The 22092-nt window shown below is 36.2% G+C and carries 16 protein-coding genes; 8 read left to right on the plus strand and 8 right to left on the minus strand.

Annotation, left to right across the window (positions count from 1 at the left end):
• Positions 1–153 precede the first annotated feature (153 nt).
• From KMW28_RS17290 to KMW28_RS17315, 6 genes are read right to left on the minus strand one after another with little or no spacing between them, the layout of a single operon-like run.
• Positions 154–1266 (minus strand): heparan-alpha-glucosaminide N-acetyltransferase domain-containing protein, encoded by a 1113-nt coding sequence (locus KMW28_RS17290; protein ID WP_169662885.1) that lies wholly within the window; start codon positions 1264–1266, stop codon positions 154–156.
• A 6-nt stretch (positions 1267–1272) separates the two neighbouring features.
• Positions 1273–3096 carry an IucA/IucC family protein gene (locus tag KMW28_RS17295; RefSeq protein WP_169662886.1) on the minus strand — a complete coding sequence of 608 codons (1824 nt, stop codon included), beginning with the start codon at positions 3094–3096 and terminating at the stop codon, positions 1273–1275.
• 51 nt (positions 3097–3147) lie between these two features.
• The gene (locus KMW28_RS17300; protein ID WP_169662887.1) at positions 3148–3765 is read right to left on the minus strand and encodes a GNAT family N-acetyltransferase; all 618 of its coding nucleotides are present in this window, start codon (positions 3763–3765) and stop codon (positions 3148–3150) included.
• Positions 3762–4967, minus strand: coding sequence for an MFS transporter (locus KMW28_RS17305; protein ID WP_169662888.1), 1206 nt, complete (start codon positions 4965–4967; stop codon positions 3762–3764). Before KMW28_RS17305 ends, KMW28_RS17300 begins: the two co-directional genes overlap by 4 nt.
• Before the next feature lie 2 nt (positions 4968–4969).
• The gene (locus KMW28_RS17310; RefSeq protein WP_169662889.1) at positions 4970–6316 is read right to left on the minus strand and encodes a lysine N(6)-hydroxylase/L-ornithine N(5)-oxygenase family protein; all 1347 of its coding nucleotides are present in this window, start codon (positions 6314–6316) and stop codon (positions 4970–4972) included.
• 2 nt (positions 6317–6318) lie between these two features.
• A complete protein-coding gene (locus tag KMW28_RS17315; protein WP_169662890.1) occupies positions 6319–7836 on the minus strand; it encodes a pyridoxal phosphate-dependent decarboxylase family protein in 1518 nt (505 codons plus the stop codon).
• 269 nt (positions 7837–8105) lie between these two features.
• Between KMW28_RS17315 and KMW28_RS17320 the strand changes: the two genes are divergently transcribed.
• The 8 genes from KMW28_RS17320 (at position 8106) to creD (ending at position 17327) form a co-directional block, all read left to right on the plus strand.
• Positions 8106–10454, plus strand: coding sequence for a TonB-dependent receptor (locus tag KMW28_RS17320; protein WP_169662891.1), 2349 nt, complete (start codon positions 8106–8108; stop codon positions 10452–10454).
• A gap of 15 nt (positions 10455–10469) precedes the next feature.
• Positions 10470–11717, plus strand: a complete 1248-nt coding sequence (locus tag KMW28_RS17325) for a DUF4374 domain-containing protein (protein ID WP_169662892.1) — start codon at positions 10470–10472, stop codon at positions 11715–11717.
• A 201-nt stretch (positions 11718–11918) separates the two neighbouring features.
• Positions 11919–13079, plus strand: a complete 1161-nt coding sequence (locus KMW28_RS17330; protein ID WP_169662893.1) for a PepSY-associated TM helix domain-containing protein — start codon at positions 11919–11921, stop codon at positions 13077–13079.
• A 261-nt stretch (positions 13080–13340) separates the two neighbouring features.
• Positions 13341–13949, plus strand: a complete 609-nt coding sequence (locus KMW28_RS17335; protein WP_169662894.1) for a hypothetical protein — start codon at positions 13341–13343, stop codon at positions 13947–13949.
• Complete coding sequence (locus KMW28_RS17340) at positions 13949–14239, plus strand: winged helix-turn-helix domain-containing protein (protein WP_169662895.1); 291 nt, start codon at positions 13949–13951, stop codon at positions 14237–14239. The genes KMW28_RS17335 and KMW28_RS17340 overlap by 1 nt, the downstream gene beginning before the upstream one ends.
• A 97-nt stretch (positions 14240–14336) precedes the next feature.
• The gene (locus KMW28_RS17345) at positions 14337–15800 is read left to right on the plus strand and encodes a B12-binding domain-containing radical SAM protein (protein ID WP_169662896.1); all 1464 of its coding nucleotides are present in this window, start codon (positions 14337–14339) and stop codon (positions 15798–15800) included.
• A gap of 12 nt (positions 15801–15812) precedes the next feature.
• Positions 15813–15941: a hypothetical protein gene (locus KMW28_RS28585; RefSeq protein WP_262899376.1), complete on the plus strand. Its 129-nt coding sequence runs from the start codon at positions 15813–15815 to the stop codon at positions 15939–15941.
• A 72-nt stretch (positions 15942–16013) separates the two neighbouring features.
• Positions 16014–17327 (plus strand): cell envelope integrity protein CreD, encoded by a 1314-nt coding sequence (creD, locus tag KMW28_RS17350; protein ID WP_244994467.1) that lies wholly within the window; start codon positions 16014–16016, stop codon positions 17325–17327.
• 108 nt (positions 17328–17435) lie between these two features.
• Here creD and KMW28_RS17355 read toward each other — a convergent pair whose 3' ends face one another.
• Both KMW28_RS17355 and katG read right to left on the minus strand, forming a co-directional pair.
• Positions 17436–19514, minus strand: a complete 2079-nt coding sequence (locus KMW28_RS17355) for a L,D-transpeptidase (RefSeq protein WP_169662898.1) — start codon at positions 19512–19514, stop codon at positions 17436–17438.
• Positions 19515–19835: 321 nt separating this feature from the next.
• Positions 19836–22025: a catalase/peroxidase HPI gene (katG, locus tag KMW28_RS17360; RefSeq protein WP_169662899.1), complete on the minus strand. Its 2190-nt coding sequence runs from the start codon at positions 22023–22025 to the stop codon at positions 19836–19838.
• Between the last annotated feature and the right edge of the window lie 67 nt (positions 22026–22092).

Here is a 22092-nt window from a genome sequence, read left to right on the forward strand (position 1 = left end):
TTAGGATGGAAAAAGAGTATCAAAAACCCAAGAAATTAATCCTGAGGATGCTTTTTTGAGGTAAGAGGTAAGAGGTAAATTATTAAAACGAGGGATAAAAATCCCTCGAGTTGAAACTTCAAGCCTTTTTATTAACTCTATTCTTGATAGCTTTTATTGTAAATTTTGATTCAAAGAAGAATACTCATCAGCCGAATTATCTGATGTGAAAACGAAGTCTTTAATTTTGAATACTATTTTATTGAAGAGATAGAGTAATAAAAATGTTGTCGGTATGTAAGCGATGATGAGCAGTAAAATTGTAAGCTGTGTGAGTTGTGCGAAACCGAAAAACATCATTCCCCAGTCGATTAAAATCCATTGTAGAACGTAGAACTTGGTTACATTTTTACTGGCGTAATTGATTAAGTCCAGGAACTTTCCTTTGGGGAGAAATTGAGCGATTATTTGTCCCATATACAAGACGATTAAATTAAATCCCACCAACATCAAAGTGCCACCAGCGCCTATGTGGTAATAATCTCCGAAGTGGTAATCATAATCGATAAAACAGAGTAACCCTCCCAACGATAATAGAGATAAAGCATACTTTAATAGTTGCTTCTGAAACTCTGCTACATTGTTTTTTTCTTTGAATATCATCCCGACAAATCGTCCCATTAAGATGAAGGCCATCCAAGGAAACATTGGGAAATAAACATTGTACTGATCACCCCACAGAATGTCTAGGAAATAATCAACTATTGGTAATCCTATTCGGTAACCGCTTACTTCTTTTGATAACACAATAATGATTAAAGAAGCGATGAGAACATTCCACTTGCTTTTAAAAGGCTTATAGAATAAAGCCATAAATAATAACGAAAAGCCTGCGAGTTGAAGAATATCTCCCAATAAGAAAAAGTGAATGAGGTTTTCGGTAAATAAGCTACTATCCAATTGATTTGCTTTGATCAAATTCTCTGGAAAAAAACCTAATAAGAGTGGAATATCAAATTTCATGAAGTTAAGAAAATAGCCAATACCCAACACTTTAAATGCTCTTATGGTTAAATCTTGAGGAGATTGTCGTTTCGAAAAGACAAAAGAAACTCCCATCACTACCAAGAAAACTGGCGTTCCTTTTTCCAATAGCTGTACAAATTGACCTAATTCGCTATGCCTCCAAGTTTCCCCAGTGGCATACATCATCATACAATGTAGAGGAATGAGCATAAGCACACTCATTCCCCTTACAAAATCTAAAGATTGTAATCTTGTTTTCATCTAATTTTAAGCAGTTAATTCTGGTATTTTATATGATCTAAACTGATGGATAGGATTCTTTATTTTCCCTATAAACTGTAAGCTATTTACGGGATCACTCAAATCGACCATCTGTTTGTTATTTTGAAGTTGAAGTCGGTTTAAACAGGAAAGGATAAACTCTTCCTCAAATAAATTGGAGGCTTTAAACTTTGCTTCCAACTCCGGAAATTCCGATTGATATTGATGGATATTTTGTGCTACCAACGCCCAAAAAGCATCTTCTGGAAATGCACAGTGTTCTTCTAAAATCTGTGCTAAGAAGCGGAAGAAACAATCGAATACATCAGTAAAAATGGTGAGGGATTTGACTTCATCAGTAGCCTTAACAACTAATCTTTTTACAGAATCAGGAAGGTTATCTTTTTCTTCGTAAAGCACCACTTCTTCTGTAATGTCTTTCATAAATACACTAACGGGAACACTATTTTCTAACACCATTATCAAATTCTCTCCATGAGGCATAAAGGCCAAATCGTGTTGATAAAAACAATGGAGTAATGGAGATAAATAAGCGCTCAAGTAGCTCATCACCCACTCGCAGGCCGATAATCCCGATGTATCCATCCAAGATTTTATGAGTGCGTTTCCCTCGGTATCAATATGTAGAATACCTGCCATGGTCGAGAGGGTTTGATGAGCCTTGATCATATTTACTGGAGATTCCCTCCAGAGTACAGCACACATTTTATTGTAAGCACTTTTACTTCCGAAGGCCTCAAAATATTGGTTGGTATATCCTAAAGTAGCTACCTCGCCCAGCATCTTGAAGCCCTTAGTCTTTAGATACTCGTCGCCTTTAAGGAAATTGGATATCCATGTCGTAATCTCTGGAGTGCTTTTCATATAGTAAGGTGATAAGCCTCTCAGGAATCCCATATTCTGAATCGAAAGTGCCGTTTTTACATAAAATTTATCGTTTGATGTCGTATTAAAAAGCGTTCGAATCGATTGTTGAGGTTGATAATCGTCCTTTCCCTCTCCCAATAAAATCAGCTTTTTATCTGCAATATCTGAGGCAAAGATGATAGATAATTTATTTTCCCATTGCCATGGATGCATAGGAAAGAAAAAGTAATCTTCTGGATTAAGTCCTTTAGATTTTAACTGATCTCTGAAAGCATCATATTGAACACTACCAATTTCTTGATGCATTACTTTTTCAAAGCTCAATTCTTTCACTGCTGTAAATGTGGTTAACGATTGATGTCCCGCCAACCATAACATCTTAAATCCACTTGATGCCTCTGGTGCATAATGACTGTAATCTTCTACATCAAAACCTATCCTTCCGCTATTAGCCAAGAAACAAGGGTGCCCCTCAATCATGTTTTTCTCTATCAACTGGAAATCACCTTCTGCCAATTGTTGTGCAGTCGCTTTATTCTGACTGTATTTAAAAGTGGCTCCGTATAGCGTACTTGCAATTTCCTCTAAATAGGTTTCGAGCATGGTTTCTGGAATTTGAAGTTGTGTCTTAAACTCCAAAATAAACTCCATCAATAATAACGGAAGTTCATCTTCTCCCCTCTTTTTTACAATGGAAGGCACACTGATATTCCAATGGTCCAAACGCATTTCTTTGGCTTTGAAGCTGTACGTAAATTCTGATGAATCTGAGAAAACCTGATAAATACCCAAATCTTCTTCGAAACCAATACGTAAAGGTTCTAGTAAACGCTCATGAGAAAACTCGCTTAAAGCCTTTTTGATATATAGTCTATTCACTTTTTCCCATACACTTTCTTCAACATTTTCGAAGAAGTTGAGATTAGATGCTGTTGCTGTCATAATTGTTACATTTAGTTTTCTAAAAATAGTTTCGGGTTATTAAAGGACGATTTAATTTGTGAGTTGGTACACCTCTGAAAGGTGAAAATCATTTCTTGTACAAAAAGCCAAATAGGCTTGCTTTTCGGGGAAGTTGATGATATTTTGATATCTAAAGCCTGCCTTTTTATTTAAAACATGAATCTTTTCGTTTTCAATATCTGGCTCAACAACTATACGTTGAACCTTTTTATTAGAAAACATAAACTCCATGATAAAAGAGAAAATATTTGCTGTAAAACCTTTGACGGGATTGTCTGATGGACCAACTAAAATATGAAAGCCATAATCGTTAATATCGGGCGAAAAATGCTCGCTTACTCTGTCCTCAGGAACATAGTATAACTCCATCAAGAAGACTGTTTTTCCATTAAACTCTCCCATTAAAACGGTAGTACTTCCTCCATCAATAATTTCTTGATAGGTACTTCGAACTACTTCTAAAGTCGAATTTTCCAATTGCCAGTATTTAGCATAGGGCAAGTTCACCCATTCATGTAATTGTTCTAAATCTGTCTCAAAACTAAAAGGACGAAGACGGAAGGTCCCATAGCTTTCTATCGTCTTACTATAATTAGAGGCTAATTCTTCCCATTCAACAATTGGAACTTTGGTTTCTATTACGATCATACAGCAGCAGGCATTGCAGCCTTGTTTTGATTATTCTTACTAATAATTTCTTTCTTAAAAGCCCACATATAAATTGCTGCAGCAATAACAAACCCTGCTATGGCAATCCCGAAAGGCATTTCTAATGAAAAATGATCTACTATAAATCCTGATACTAATGAAGAAAAGAGTACACCCAGGTTTTGGAGAAAATGTATTTTACTGTAATCAGATGCATATTCTTCGGGTTGACTACTTTTAAATGCAATCACATCAAATTGTACGTAGATTTGAAAGACCGCCCAGCCGTAAAGTATTCTTCCAAAAACAATGGATAATACATACCCACTCCCTTGTAGTGCTATACCACAAATCCCCAAAATAATCGATGGTAATATCAGTTTATATACTTGTTGATTCTTTCCTTTTGTGTGATTATAAATTAGAGCAATCACTCCCACAAATGCGGGTATAGAATACATTAACCCTCCTAAAATGTTACTATCGTATTTAGAAACACTCTCCCAATATTCTACAAAGAATGGTCGAATAAGGAAGGTACTGAAGTATAAAATCATGGTTAATCCGCCGACTTTCAACACGTGTGGCTTGATCCATTTTTGAACAGTACTCAATTTTTCAGAAGTATCTTCGGAAACCTCTTTTTCTTCCACTGTTGTAGGGTTTCGTTTCAGATAAAAGCAAACGAACAACTGAACAAAATCGCCCATAGCCATGATGAAAAATACATATTTCACCTCAAACCAATCGAGCATACTTCCACCGAAAAAAGCCCCTAGAATAGCTCCAAAATGTACGATCACCGAAAGGATACTAATCGAAGATGTATGATTCTCTTCTTTATCGATTTTCATAATAAAGGGATACATCAGTAAGTAACTACCTTTAAAGAAAATCATGGATAATGCTAACATCCAGAAGAACTCTATGCTTTGTACCCAATAGATGGAACAGCACAAAATACCGGCGAGCAATTGAGTGATCATTAGGATATCAAAAAGCTGATATTTCTTGTGTACCCATGCCCAAAATGGGAAAGCGATCATTATGGTTAAGCAACATCCTGCCAAGTAATAGCCTGTATGTTCGGGAGTATCAATCCCAAATTGTTGACTAAAAAACTGTGGATAGAAAGGATGAAGCATCGTATCACTCACTACCGCAACGAAAGTCATTAGTATCAATAATGTTTTTACTTTCATTTTTAGACTTCAGTTAAAGCATTTTCTAAAATAGCATTGGGTTGATCGATCTCTTCATCTGCAGAAACAGAGAATTTTTGGAAGGCAATCTTTTCCTCAATCGGATAGTATTCTTTACCTGTTATTTCTCTTATGATGTATGAATTTCGGTATGCTCCCATTCCCAAATCTGGCGTAACAAAACCATGTGTATTTAACTCTGCATTCTGAACAAAAATGCTATTCCCTACATGGTCTACTGTATAATTTCTATTAGCGTTAAAATTACCTTGATGATCTATTCTAAGTAAATGTTCTATGCCATGAATAAATGTTGGCATTTGTGCTTTGTATCCTGTAGCCGCCAACACAAGATCCGTTTCATGCTGATAATATTTTCCCTCTTCTTCTTGTCTAAAAGCCAATTTCACCTTATCACCTGATGCTGCTGAGTTGACTAAAGTCGAATTGGTTCTTAAGGAAATATTCAACTCTTTATTCATTAGTTTTTTGGCATAAATCAAATCAAAAATCTCATTGATTAAATCCTCATTAATGCCTTTGTAGAGATGTTTATGATCTTGCAGTAAAGCCGTTCTTTTCTTCTTGTCTAAGCCGAAAAAGTAATCGACATATTCAGGGGAAGTCATTTCCAAAGTGAGCTTACCGTATTCCATTGGGAAAAACCTCGAAGATCTCGTGATCCAATTTAAACTATAGTCGAAGTTATCGATCTCAGAAAGTAAGTCGTAGAAAACCTCAGCAGCACTCTGTCCACTTCCAAGAACAGTAACGGAAGAGCTTTGCTGAAGTCTTTCTTTACTCTGAATATAGTTAGCAGTATGGATGACCTTGTCTTTAATTGGTAAAGCAGAAGAAGGAATATATGGGGTAGTTCCTGTTCCGAAAACCAATTTCTTAGTCAACAAGGTGTCAATTTTTTGTGTAGACGTATTCTTTTTCGTGACTTGATATAACTCTGTTTTTTCATCAAAAACGATGTACGTTACTTCCGACGAAAACTGTAAAGTAGAGAGTTGTTCTACCACCCACTGACAATATTTATTATATTCATTCCTCAATACCAAGAAATTCTCTTTGATGTAAAACGAATACATTCTGCCTTGTTTCTTGACATAATTCAGAAATGAAAATGGACTAGTTGGATCCGCCAATGTGACCAAGTCTGCCATAAACGGAATTTGCAGTGTGGTCGATTCCAACAACATTCCTGGATGCCAATCGAAACCATCTGATTTATCTAAAAACAAAGCATCGATTTCTTCTATTGGATCGGTTAGACAAGCTAAACCTAAATTAAAAGGACCAATACCTACACCAATGATATCATATATTTTTTGAGTACTCATATCTACTTAATTTTATATTCTAATTTATTCATCAATTCGTATCCAAGTCCTTCCAAAAGACTAAGTATTTCTTCGAAATCTTTAGAAGTCATTGATGGATTTAGGATAGTGAATTTTAAATAGTTGTTACCTTTAAACTTGGTAGCGGCTACCATTGCTTCTCCGTTATAGAAAAGTGCTTTTCTGATATCTTTATTTAGATTATTCCAATGGATATCATCAATTTCATCTCTTTCGAAACGGAAGACCAAACAGTTTAGGTTAGGTGGATTCATCAATTTAAATGAAGCATGTTCATCTATTAATTTTGCCGCTATTTTGGTCAACTCAATCGTTTTATCATAATAGGCACCCAATTGCTCTTTGCCCATATTTCGAAGTGTCAGCCATAGTTTTAAGGCATCGAAACGTTTGGTGGTTTGCAAGGATTTATCAACTTGATTGGGGTACCCTTCCTTTTTCTGATCCTTAGGATTAAGGTAATCCGCATGATGACTGATTAAGGATAAAACATTAGGGTCGTTAACCACAAAAGCACTACAGCTTACTGTTTGGAAGAAGGTTTTATGATAATCTACCGTTACAGAATCCGCTTTGTTTATTCCATCTAACATATATTTATATTCGCTAGACAGTAAAAGGCCTCCTCCAATTGCAGCATCAACATGTAGCCATATTTGATATCTCGAAGCGATGTCAGCAATTTGATGAATGGGGTCAATACTTCCATAATCCGTAGTACCGGCAGTGGCCACCACTCCAATGGGAAATTCACCACGGATTAATGTTTGAAGTATTGCTGACTCCAATTCATCTACTTTCATCTTAAAATTTTCATCAGTTGGTATGCTGATAACGGCATCTTGTCCTAAACCTAGAATAGCAGCACTCTTTTTTGTGCTAAAATGACTATGTTCAGAACAGAAGATCTTCAGTTTCTCTTTTGGTAGGCCTTCAATATCTATATCGTGATTTAGATTCTTATAGGTGAAAGCGTCTCTCATCAGCAAGGCGGCCATTAAATTTGACTGCGTTCCTCCACTAGTGAAAACCCCATCACCTTTTTCAAAACCAATTTCTTTAGCCGTCCAATCGATTAGTTTTTGCTCAATTAATGTCCCACCTGCACTTTGATCCCAAGTATCTAGAGATGAGTTTATCGCAGCAATAATCTGTTCCCCTACAAGAGAAGGTACAACTACGGGACAATTTAGATGTGCGATATATTTTGGTAGATGAAATGCTACCGCATGGTCGAGATACAGATGTTTTAGTTCATCCAATACCTCTTCCAATGGCTGCGGTTCATCATTCAGATTAATTTTTTCGAATAACGGTTTTAAATCGTTCGGCTGTACTCCGCTAAAAGGTTTTGTTCTATCTTTTAGAAAACCTAAAACCCTATCTGTTGCCTTCCCTATGTCTTGGATGTACCGTAATCGGCTTTCCGGATCTTGAGAGAACAAAAATGAGAGGTCTAGTTTTACAGTTTGTGTTTGTTCTGTTGCAGTATTAAACATAGTAGTTTAAAGTTATGAGGTGTCGTATATTATTTAGATTGATTTTAAATAACACTGCAATTTTAGAGCATAAAACTGATAGAATAACAACGAATTGAGATACAAAAACTACGAAACAGGAAATTAATATTTCGGATATCACAAAAAATACAATAGATAATTATGTATAACAATTTATAGAATTACTAAATCGGAAATACTTTTTACGAATTCGAAAAATTCGATAAATCTCTATTGTTAAGAATAATTCTAAATAAGAGATTTGCTGTATGAATTATCTCATCCAAGTTTGTCGAGGAGTTTTCGTGCTACTCATTATGATCTCTTCGACAAGTTATGCACAAGAAATAAAAGGAAGAATTCAAGATAAAGAAGGGAATCCTATCTCTTTTGCCACAGTAAAAGTTTTAGAAAAAAACATTGGGGCAATTACCAATGAAAATGGACAATTTTCTATTGATGGTTTACCGCTTCCTGCTACATATACATTTGAGGTAGCTTCTCTTGGTTATCTGACTACGACTAGTAAAAAGAAAGTAACATCAAATAGTCTGTTGAAATTCGTATTGAAGGAGGATGTGAATCAGCTTCAGGAAGTTCAAGTGACAGGGGAATCTCAAGCGCAGCAACATCAGAATGCAGGGTATGAAATATCAACTATTAATACCGACCAATTATTAAATCAATCGACTGATATCAATCAGATATTAAAAACGACTTCTGGGATAAATATTCGAGAAACAGGTGGCTTGGGTTCTGGTTTCAGTTTATCGTTGAATGGCTTAACGGGAAATCAGGTAAGGTATTATATCGATGGAGTGCCCATGGAAAGTTATGGTTCGGCACTCACTTTAAATAATTACCCAGTCAATCTGATAGAAGACATTGAGATTTACAAAGGAGTAGTACCTATCAATTTTGGTGCGGATGCTTTGGGTGGTTTGATCAATATTAAAACGCCAAATATTCATTCTACTTACCTCGATGCTAGTTATTCTGTCGGTTCATTTAATACACATCGATTGGCATTAAATGGTCAGTTTTCCGATCAAGAAAAAGGATATTTTGTTTCTGTGCAGTCGTTTTTTAATCACTCAGATAATGATTATCTGATGAAAAAAGCACCATTATACGACGATTTGGGTAATGCAAAGGGCGATATCGAAGCTAGAAGATTCAACGATCAATATACCTCGGGGATGATTACCGCAAAGACAGGTGTTTTTAATAAATCGTATGCGGATGAACTAACGCTAAGTCTGACTTACGCTGAGAATAAAAACAATATCCAACATCCACCGAATACTATTAATGTAGTTTTTGGTCATTTACACGAACGATCAAAAACGATGTTGGCCAATGCTCGATATAAAAAGGCTTTCGGGAAATTAAATGTAGATGCATTTATCAATGGCGGTCTTATTCAAAACTCTGCCATCGATACGGTTGGAAAAATTTATCGTTGGGATGGTTCATCAGTAGACCGAGATCCTTCTACGGGGAAAGGAGAATATTATCCTCAGAAATCACTTTTGGTAATTGATGATAAAGTGGTTCGAAGTAATATCAATTTAAGTTATGATTTAAACGACAATCATACTTTTGCTGTAAATGCCGGGCAAAACTATTTGCAAAGAGTAGGTGATGATAAAGTGAACCCGAATAATAAAACCTTTCGATCGCCAAATCATATTAATAAAACTACTTTAGGAGCCGCTTGGTTAGCGAAGACCAATAATGAGAAATTCGAATTTTCACTTTTTGCGAAACAATACCTTTACAACGGACAAATTGTAATTCAGGATTACGAAAACAACGATGTAACTACGGATATCGAAAATGGAGGAACTGGCTTTGGAGGTACTTTTACCTACAATGTCAATGACAATTTTAGACTAAAAACTTCTTACGAGAAAGCCTTTAGAATTCCAGAAGCTGCAGAGCTTTTAGGAGATGGTATTTTTATTCTTCCTAATCCGATTCTTGAGCCCGAGAAAAGCCATAATGCCAACATAGGTTTATCGTACGACAATCAGTTTTCACTTTGGTACTTTAAGGCAAATTCTAATTTATTCTATCGTAACTCAGAAGATTTTATTCGATTCAGGCCAATGGGACCTCAGGGTACTTACGAGAATATTTCTAATGTGAGAAGCATGGGAATGGAGCTTGGTTTGTACTCAGAATACAATCGAAAATTCTTTATCAGTACCAACTTCACCTATCAAGATATTACGGATCAAACTGCTTTGGACGAAGGATTACCTAATGTCAATTATCAAAGTAAAGTTCCGAATATACCTTACCTGTTTGGTAACCTAAGTCTAGGATATAACATCGTCCAAACGAGCAACAAAAAGCTGACAACCTCATGGACATCAAAATATGTACATCAATTTTTCTTGAACTGGGAAAGCAGTGGAGATCCGGCTGAAAAGTTAACCATCCCTACTCAGCTCACTCATGATTTAAATATTGAATACAGCTTCGAAAGAGGTAAATACAATACCACTCTTACAGTAAGTAACATTACTGATGCAGAGGTGTATGATAATTTCAAAATTCAAAAACCGGGTAGAGCCTTCTACCTGAAGTTTAGATATTATTTTAATCGTTAAAAATTCACTAGAACAATGAAACACAACTATTTTATCGGAATAATCTTGCTGTTAGTCGCTACGCTAACAAGTTGTAATGATGACAACAATAACACTACACCTGCACCAAAAGATGCTGGAATTACCATGGGATTTAAAGTAACAGGAACTCCTGAAACAGAATATGTTTTGACACAAAAAGACATTATGAACTCAGAAGTTACTGTTTCGGGAACTGGTACTGAAACACAAGGATGGAACTTCTTTTACAATGTAGGAAATACATTGTTCGTATCGGGTTACGATGAGGCAAAAACTTGTCAGGCATATACCGCAGATGCTGATGGTAATATTCAGAAAGGTGGATCTTTTGTCTATGATGATCCGATTCAGATGTTTGGTCATTCATCAGATAATACTTTGTTCTTTGGTATGGACAATTTTTATGGGGGTACATCATCAAAAACACTTTATATCGTAGATGTTGCTTCTGGACAAATCACTAAAAAAGTTACTGTAAATATCGACGAAAGAGAAGACGAAGGATTGACTGCCTGGGCGACTGCATTGGTTCAAAATGGCGATAAATTCTTCATCCCTTATCACTTGATTACAGCAGACGGAAATGTTGGAACACCTGAGATAAACACTGCTTATGTTGCTGTTTATAGCTATGATGCACTAATTAATGCTGGTAGCGAAGCTGTTTCTCCTGAGAAAATTATTACTGATACACGTACTTCTCATATTGGTACAAACGGTCATACTTCTTCTATTATCCGTACGGAAAGTGGCGATTTATATTCGTACTCTTCTGGTTTTGAAATGGCGGGTGTGTATCCTGCTGCGACTGTTCCTTCTGGTATTCTAAAAATTAATAATGGAGAAACAGACTTTGATGCAGATTATTTCATGAACATCAAAGAGTTGACAAATGGTGGATCTATTTTTTGGTTTGACTATGTTGGAAACAACAAAGCAATTGCAAGAATCTTAACTGAAGATACAGGTGGACCTTGGGCAGCTTACGGTAGAGATGTTTTCAATCAGAAATTAGTGATTATCGACCTTGTGGCCAAAACAGTCACTGATGTCGCTAATGTTCCACTTCATGCAAAACGTTATACTTCTCCAGTTGAAACAATCAACGGTAAAGTATATGTAAGTATCGAAACGGCTTCTGATGCTTATGTATATGAAGTAGATGTAGATAATGCTACAGCTACTAAAGGAGGGAAAATCGTGGGTAAAACGATTAAAGGATTTTTTGATTTAGTAAACTAAGCTGAGGCTTTGAACATGTAGTAAGATCTTTAGTCTTAGGAGTTTTTTTTGCGATGGGTTGAAACCCATCGTTGAGCATAATATTCGAATTAAAAATTTATGTTTTCCCAATCTTCAACAAGACAAAAAGTGATTAGCTACATTCTTTAACGAGGGGTTTAAAACCCCTCGTTTTTGCCAAAAAATATATTTAAACATTCTATGGAAAAGAAAAAGCTGAAAAAGGTATTTCGAAAAATTCATCTCTATTTAGGGTTTGCTACAGGTCTAGTCGTCTTCATTCTTGGAGTGACCGGTTGTGGTTGGGTTTTTCATGATGAGTTCAAAAACCTTTTTGATGATTATTCCAAAGTTCAGGTAGAAAACAAACCTTTTATTACACCATTACAAGCCAAAGAAAAAGCATTAACGGTCTACCCAGAACATCATATTCATGGCATTGCTTATAACCAACCCGATGAAGCTTTAGAAGTCATTTTCTACGAGGCTGACCCAGAATTTTATCGCTCAGTTTATCTCAATCCTTACAATGGAGCTGTACTTCACAAAGAAGACAACCTAAGTGGATTTTTCGCTTTTATGCTCAAAGGACATATGCGACTTTGGTTACCAAAAGACATTGGTCAGCCGATCACTTCTTACAGTACTTTACTTTTCTTATTCATCATAGTATCTGGTATAGTATTGTGGTGGCCTTCTTCTAAGAAACAAAGAAAGCAACGCTTCACATTCGATTGGAATGACAAGACAAAATGGAAAAGAAAGAACTACGATTTACACAGTGTCGTCGGTTTCTACAGTTCATTTTTTGTCTTTCTGATCGCTTTCACCGGAGTTGGCATTGGCTTAGGTTGGGTCGCATTTATTACTTATAAAGTGATAGGTGGTGAAAAATCACTTTACTTCTTACAACCCAATAATCAAACAGAAATTGCACTAAAACTAGAAGATCCAAACAATGCACTTCACAAAGTATTTGATATCACCAAAGAGAAATTCCCCGATTACAAAACGGTGGAAGTCCATCTTCCTGAATCCGATTCACTTTCTATTCTTGTCGAAGTACTTTATGGAGAAGGACAGTTTCATGATGTCGATTACCTCTTCTTCGATCAGAAAACAGCCGAACTAATCCCCACTGAAAGTATCTATGGCACTTATGCAGATGCCGACTTCTCTGATCTCGTCCTTCGAATGAACTACGACATTCATGTAGGAACAATTTTCGGTTTACCTGGGAAAATCCTTGCCTTCCTCATTAGTCTTTTGGTTACTACTTTTCCTATAACAGGAGGGGTGATTTGGTATGGAAAGAATTATGGGAAGAAATCGAAGTCTAGGGAATTGGTAATGAAAAATTAAAAATGAAAAACGTAGTTAGTGGGGCTAAGGTTGGAATGTAAAATAAATCTTTTTTGGCCCTCATTTCCATTATTATAATGAGTTTTTAAAAAGTGAAAAGCGAAGAGTGAAAAGTGAAGAACGTAGTTAGTGGGGCTAATTATGGAGTTAAAAAGGAGTCTTTCTTTGGCCCTCGCGTTAGCTCAACATCTCAAGTTTTTCATTTTTCATTTTTAACTTTTAATTTATTTCACTTACTTTGAGTTACAAAGTACTTTTCAAATGGAGAATCAACAAGAATATATCAACGACCTTAAGGAGATCAAAGACATCATGAATCGTTCTACTCGATTTATGTCTTTGAGTGGTTTATCTGGCGTAAGTGCAGGAATTTGTGCATTAATTGGGGCTTATTTTGCTTATGAGCATCTGTATAAGATTGGCTATGAGCGAAACGAATTGGCAACGATTAATGTCAATTATCTTATTTTAATTGGTGCACTTACTTTTGTTTCTGCTGTGGTTTCCTCTTTTTTCTTTACGCATATTGAGGCAAAGAAAAATGGACAGAAGCTGTGGGATATGCAGGTAAAACGACTTGTAGGTAGTTTCTTGATTCCTCTGGGAACTGGAGGTATTTTAACCTTAATTCTCGTAGCAAAGGGTTTTGTAGGGTTGGCCGCTCCGCTGACGTTAATCTTTTACGGATTAGCTTTAGTTAACGGAAGCAAGTACACATTTTCTGATATAAAAAGCTTAGGAATTCTCGAAATTGTATTAGGTTTGTTGGCTACTCAATTTATAGGTTTTGGTATCTATTTTTGGGCTGTCGGATTCGGTGTATTGCACATCGCTTACGGGATATACATGTACTTTACAAATAACAGATAGTGAAAGACTTATTAAATAATTTAGATAAAGCTTTCGAAAATAAGGTTCGAATGGGGATTATGGCCGCTCTTGTTGTCAATGAGTACTTGGACTTTAATTCCCTAAAAGAACTACTGGGTGTGACGGATGGCAATTTGGCCTCACACCTTAAAAACTTGGAGAAAGTGGAATATGTCTCTGTCAAAAAAGAGTTTTTAAACCGTAAACCCAATACAAAATATTCGGCCACTGATATGGGGAAAATTGCCTTTAAAAAGCATATCAAGGCTATTGAAGATTTATTGAAATAATTTTTTTATTCATTCACTTTGAAATACAAAGTACTTTCAAAAAAATATAATTACATGAAGCTCTTACAAATGTTGCAAATCAAAAAATAGAAATACTATGAAAGTAAAAATGATCTTACCTGCTTTAGCGGAAGCAGAAAGTCCTTTCTGGAGACCTATCAAATACTCTCTATTTCCACCATTGGGTTTGGCCACTTTAGCCGCTTATTTATCGGATGATGACGAAATTGATTTACAGGACCAACATGTAGAAACATTAGATTTAAATGATTCTCCAGATTTAGTGATCATACAAGTGTATATCACCAATGCTTATCGTGCTTATAAAATAGCCGATCATTATAGAACAAAAGGAGCTTATGTGTTATTGGGTGGGCTACATGTCACTTCCCTACCAGAAGAAGCAGCACCACATGCTGATACTATTTTCTTGGGTCCTGGTGAAGAAACATTCCCTCAATTTCTCAAGGACTTTAAGAATAAGCGACCCCAAAAAAGATATAGTTCCTCTATAAGAACGCTGGAAACCATCCCTCCCATTCGAAGAGATTTAATTAAAAGAGAACGCTACCTAGTGCCTAACTCTATTGTGGTTACTCGAGGGTGTCCGCATCATTGCGACTTCTGTTATAAAGATGCTTTTTTCCAAGGTGGAAAAGGGTTTTATACCCAACGAGTGGATGATGCACTTTCCGAAATCGATCGACTTCCTGGTAAGCATTTGTACTTTCTCGACGATCATCTTTTAGGAAATGCCAAGTTTGCTACCCAACTTTTTGATGGCATGAAAGGTATGAATCGTGTCTTCCAAGGAGCAGCCACTGTCGATTCAATTCTTAGAGGCAATTTGATAGAAAAAGCAGCAGAAGCGGGTTTACGAAGTGTTTTTGTTGGTTTTGAAACCTTTTCCCCAGAAAACTTAAAGCAAAGTAATAAAAAACAGAACCTTCAAAAAGATTATATCAAAGCAGTAAATCGTCTGCATTCCTTGGGCATAATGATTAACGGAAGTTTCGTTTTTGGTTTGGACGATGATGATCAGGATGTTTTTAAACGTACAGTGGATTGGGGTGTTGAAAATGGAATCACCACTTCGACCTATCATGTGCTTACTCCTTATCCGGGAACAAAACTATTTTCTGATATGGAATCCCAAGGAAGAATAATGAGCAGAAATTGGGACTTATATGATACTCGAAATGTAGTGTACAAAACCAACAAATTAACGGCACAAGAATTAAAAGATGGGTACGATTGGGCTTATAAAGAATTCTATTCATGGTCGAATATTTACACAGCTAGCATGAGTCACGATTCTATTAAACACAAGGTAAAACATCTCATGTACAGTGGAGGGTGGAAAAAATTTGAGCCACTTTGGAACTTCATTATTAAATCAAGAAGTCTCAATAATATGCTTCCTCTCCTTGAATCAATTTTATCGAAAGTCAATTATTCTAAAGCAGATGATGAGACTGTAAAGAGTATCATTCAAGCAGAAAAGAAAATCAATGCTCGACCTATTATCAAAAAGTTAAATGAGGAGTATAAAGCCTCTTAAACATCAAATACCATGAAGTTATACATGCATCTCGTTTTCTATTTAGTCTATCAGTCCTTCTATTTTATCGAAAGAAAATACCTAAGGCTAAAATCTAGAATCATCAATAAAAGCATCGACTTATTATTGAAAACGCTTTAATCTAAAAAATTTATTCAATCACTTTGAAATTCAAAGTACTTTTAAAATCACAAAATGGAACATATAGATAAAATGAAAAACTCGAACTTTAATCCGGTTATGGTCAAATTAGCTATCATTATAGTCATGATACTCTTGCTTTTGATCCCAGTTTCCATGATCAAATCGATCATCACTGAAAGGGAATCACAAAATGAATTGGTGACCGAACATGTTTCTTCCAAGTGGGCGGATAAACAAGAAATTAAAGGACCCATTCTAACCATTCCTGTTTCTTTTCAGACCATAGATAAAGAAGGTCAACTCTTCAATTATGAGAAAAATTGGTACATCCTTCCGGATCAATTAAATATTAAAGGAGACGTTTCTTCTAAGTCGCTAGAGAAAAGTATTTACGAGGTGATCGTCTATGGTTCTATCATTGAATTAGATGGACATTTTGATCTGAAAAAGAACTTAAATGAACCTCAAATTAAAGAAATACATTATGACAATGCCTTTCTTACCATCGGAGTATCTGATTTAAAAGGGATTAAAAATCAATTAAAACTACACTGGAATGATGAGGCTATTTTAGCTCAACCGGGTAGTCAGATTCAAGGTGTAGTTAAGAAAGGGGTGACTGTTCCTGTAAAAATTCAACAGGGAGAGAATTACAATTTCAAACTAAAAATGGATCTTCAGGGTAGTCAGAATCTCTCTTTTATTCCTTTGGGAGCCACGACCAATGTTGACATTACCTCCAATTGGACAGCACCTAGTTTTGTTGGAAACTTCCTTCCGGATAACAGAGAAATCAGCAGCGAAGGATTTACTGCTTCATGGAAGGTGCTTCAATTGAATAGAAATTTCCCTCAGGAATGGTTGGACGATAGAGCCAATAATCATCAATTGTATATGGATCAATCACGTTTTGGAATGGACTTGATTGTGCCTTTGGACGACTACCAAAAAGCCATGCGTTCTTCTAAATATGGAATCATGACGATCGCCCTGACTTTCCTTATTTTCTTCCTCGTGGAGATCATGAATAAAACGAGAATCCACCCTTTGCAATATGCTATGGTTGGCTTGGCCTTATGTCTATTTTATATCCTTTTAGTTTCCATTTCAGAACACAGTAATTTCAATTTTGCTTTTGGTATTTCTAGTGTTGGTATTATTGGTATGATTTCCCTTTACTCCCTCACCCTATTTAAAAACAAGAAACTAAGCTTAATGCTCTCGCTTATTCTAATTGGTATTTATTGTTTCCTATTCACTACGCTACAAATGGTGGATTATGCTTTACTGTTAGGTGGAATTGGTCTAACAATAATACTAGGTGCAACCATGTTCTATACCCGAAAAATCAACTGGTACCAATTACAAATTGACACGAATTAAGTAGTTGTACAAGAGCTTAATAACAAAAAAGACCAAGAATATTTCCTGATCTTTTTTAACTCTATTCATCTTACAGGGAGGTGGCAAATTTTGTCACCTCCTATTTCTTTAATCAGACAATACTGCATAATCTCCATCTACCTCAGTGGTAATCATATAAGTATTCGATTGCCATTTAAACTGACTGTAATACGATTCTGCTAACAACAATATTCCCCTCATCATATCTCTTTTGGGTTGATGTGCACTTTCCATTCCCATCTTGATATAATTTTCAGACGATCTTGAAAACTCAAACAGGTACCAAAGGCCCTGTTCATCCAATATATTAAGTGTCTTTGATAACCCATACTTACTTAACAGGTCGCCCTCAATCTTGCTTTCATTCAACGATGCATTCTCATGTAACCTTAGCTGAATATGATACAATTCTTCTTCTCCTAAAGCATATAGATACGATTGTACAAGTAAGGCATCGTAATAATCGGGCACATCAGAATTTTCGAAAATACCGTGTTCCCTTTGGTTCACAAATTCTTTCATCCAACTCAAATGTTCTAATTCTTCTATCATTTCCGGATGATGCACAATCACCGAATCCAACACTTCCATATAGTGCAATACCCGTTTTCTTTCATCAGAAATAGAATAAAAATTAAACAATTCAGATCGGGTTTTCTCAGAGAAATAATGATCGGTATATTCTTGTTCTGTAATCTCTAAGATGTTCTCTAAAGAGTCGGTGTCCATTTCTTTTTGCTTCATAGAATATGCCAACGTTCCGGTAAGCACCCTTCGAAACTCTTGCATCCTCGACTGAAAATAGACATCTAAAAACTCGGGTGAATAGGCGCCATAAAACGAGCTATGCATGGATTCTTTTAAAGAATTGACATACTGACCTTTTAATCCAAATCGGTTCTGAAAAATTGCTTTCGACTCGTGTAAATCATTCTGCATGATTGGAATCCAATATTTCATGGCTGATTCTGGGAAAGGAACTGTCATGGTAATCGAAACTTTCACCTGACTGTTCTTCACCTTCGTCATTTTATGGGCTAACTGATGTGAAACCTTAGGCAGTATATGTTGGAATAACCTTTTGTTGAGTTTCATGGAATCCATCAAGTTCCAACGGTTCAATTGTATGGTCTGTATTCTATAAATCGATTCTAAGTCCATAGGATCAAAACCAGGAATATCTATAGGTTGAGGTTCGTACAAAGCAGCGGCATCTAAAAACACATCAATGCTTTGTTGGCTTTCCAAGATCTCTTTAAACAGAAAAGAAAATATATTGGATACACGAATACAGCCTCCAGACAACTCATAGCCCAATTGATCTTCTCTATTGGTTCCATGAATGTATATCAAGCGCTTGCTTGAGTTACTGTTGTCGATATAATTTAAATTCTCTCTGTGGTTACGTAAATAATCTCTTGCCGATAAATCGATGTATTCATTTCCATCATTCTTACCTATCAAACCAAATTGATTGGAAGTGATGAACGCTCGCTCAATTTTAGTCGATTTTCTATACAGGTATTTCACCTCTCCTTTATAGGATTGCCCTTTGATTTTATGGAACACTTTATAGAATGGTGAGGTAATGGTTTTGGCTTGCCATCCATCTAAATCATAATGATTCACCACCTCAAAATAGCCCAATGGACTTTTTTCTGATTCGTTCTTAAAACCGATACCTTTCCACGCAGAAGAAATGTCTACTTCTACCAACGTACCCGTTTTCATATCTACCAAATAACCTTTTTGACCGCCTACATTCGAGCGAGATAAATTCCCGACAAAGGCAAACTGTTTTTCTTCGGTGGATTTTGATCTTAAGTACTTTAAAGCTTTGCTTAATTTCTGATGCACCAACTCATAGTCTGTCGTATTTTGTTCTTTTGACAACACACGCATACTGCATTTCATCTGCACCAAAAGATCTTTTTGATGTTCAGACAGGCGGGCATAAGAAGAAAGGACATCGTTAATAATATGTTCCGTATGCCCCTTTAGTTCTTCGGGCATATACATTTCCAATTCTTTAAGTTTAGACACAACGTCGAGTGAGTAGACTTTTTTAGCAATTTCTACTTTGGATGGTCGTTCTGAATTGGCAAACACTACATTACTTATTAAAAATAGGGTAGTGAGGATTTTAATAGATCGCAGTGAGTACATAGCTAATCAGGGTAAAATCAGTTACAAGTTTTTGGGATAATTGTTGAATCTTGAGCTTTAATTTATCATCTAGAATTTAAAAAAAATGATTTAAAATCAAATGAATTGCATTGGTTTTAGAGTCTCAATATCAATTTGTTACAACATAATATTAGATAATTAAAGAAAAGAAAATCAGTTCTTTATAATTAACTTATCACCTTAACACAAAAGAGAAAAAAATAGTTGACTCATTCTCAGAATTAACATTTCAGAAAATAAAAAAGCCATCCTAATTCAATCATTAAGATGGCTTAATTTATAAATCTATAGCTGATGAAATTATAATCCTAAATGAATTACTTTCGTCCAAACTTTAAGGAAATCGTTGATAAATTTATCTTCCGCATCTGCAGAGCCATATACTTCTGCTAGTGCTCTCAACTCTGAGTTTGATCCAAAGATAAGATCTACGATTGTGGCTGAACGAACGATTTTATGTTGAGTTCTATCATAACCTAAAAACACGTTTTCATCTTCTTTGTCTTTCTGCCAAATGATGTTCATGTCTAATAAGTTTTTAAAGAAATCATTGCTAAGAGTATCTTCTTTTGAAGTAAAAACACCATGCTTTTTACCTCCATGAATGACACCCATAGAACGTAAACCACCCAATAAAACTGTCATTTCTGGAGGCGTTAAAGTCAGCAAATTAGCTTTATCCAATAACAGATTCTCTGGAGAAGCAGGTACTTCTGGATTATAATAATTAATGAAAGCATCGGCACCCGGTTCCATTAAAGAAATCATATCCACCTCCGTATGTTCTTGAAGTGCATCAGTTCTTCCCGGACAGAAATCGATTTTTACAGATTTACCAGCATTACTTGCTGCTTTTTCAATTCCTGCATTACCTGCAATTACAATTAAATCGGCCAAAGATACTTTTTTGCCACTGCCATTAAATTGTTCTTGAATCTCTTTTAGCTTTCCTAGAACTTTATCTAATTGTTCCGGCTGATGAACTGCCCAATCTTTTTGAGGTGCTAAAGCGATTCTTGCTCCATTCGTTCCTCCTCTCTTATCAGATCCTCTATAGGTAGCAGCAGACGACCAAGCCGTACTGATTAATTCAGATAGGCTCAAGCCAGATGATAAAATTTGAGATTTTAATGATGCAATATCCTCTTCTTTCACTAAATCATGATCTACAGTGGGTACTGGATCTTGCCAAATTAAATCATCACTTGGTACTTCAGGTCCCAAATAATTTGATTTTGGCCCCATGTCTCTATGTGTCAATTTAAACCAAGCTTTAGCAAAAGCATCGGCAAATTCTAATGGATATTCATGGAATCTTTTAGAAATTTTCTCGTAGGCAGGATCGAACTTCAGCGACAAATCTGTAGTCAACATGGTAGGTTTGTGTTTAACTCCTTGCTCGTGGGCATCAGGCATTACTTCCTCTGCATCTTTCGCTACCCACATGTTTGCCCCTGCCGGGCTTTTGGTTAATTCCCAATCGTACTTAAACAAGTTATCGAAGAAATAGTAACTCCATTTAGTTGGTGTTTGTGTCCAAATCACTTCAATACCACTGGTAATGGCATCTTTTCCTATACCCGAACCAAACGTACTTTTCCAACCTAAACCTTGCTCTTCTACTGCTGCTGCTTCTGGTTCAGGACCCACATTGGCTGCATCGCCGGCACCATGACATTTACCAAAAGTATGTCCACCAGCAATTAAAGCTACAGTTTCTTCATCGTTCATCCCCATACGTGCAAAGGTCTCACGAATATCTTTTGCAGCAGCTAATGGATCTGGATTTCCGCCTGGACCTTCTGGGTTGACGTAAATCAATCCCATTTCCACCGCAGCCAAAGGATTGTCTAAATCTTTTGATGGATTATCATATCGCTTTTTATCGGTTAACCATTCTGTTTCTTCTCCCCAGAATACATCAATTTCTGGTTCCCACACATCTTCACGGCCTCCTCCAAAACCAAAAGTTTTAAAACCCATAGATTCCAGGGCAACATTTCCTGCTAAGATCATCAGATCAGCCCAAGAAATCTTTTGGCCATATTTCTGTTTCACAGGCCAAAGTAACCTTCTCGCTTTGTCCAAATTGGCATTATCAGGCCAACTATTCAATGGAGCAAAACGTTGCTGTCCTGCACCTGCTCCTCCTCTACCATCTCCAATACGATAGGTACCTGCACTGTGCCAAGCCATACGAATAAAGAAAGGACCGTAATGACCAAAATCAGCTGGCCACCACTCTTGGGAATCTGTCATTACCTCATGAAGATCTTTCTTCAAGGCATCGTAATCTAGGCTTTCGAAAGCTTCTTTATAATTGAAGCCTTCATCCATGGGATTCGATAAAGAGGAATGTTGTCTAAGGATACTTAATTTTAATTGATTTGGCCACCAATCTGCATTCTGTGTGCCTCCACCTCCGTGGGCTTCTTTGCTAGATGTAGAATGAAATGGGCATTCGCCTGAGCTTTGTGAATTGTGTTCCATGTTAATTAGATAAAATGTTTATTTATGGGGTTATGTTGATGTTTACTTCTTTGATAATAGGATGATT

This window comes from Flammeovirga yaeyamensis (genome assembly GCF_018736045.1).
Classification (GTDB): domain Bacteria; phylum Bacteroidota; class Bacteroidia; order Cytophagales; family Flammeovirgaceae; genus Flammeovirga; species Flammeovirga yaeyamensis.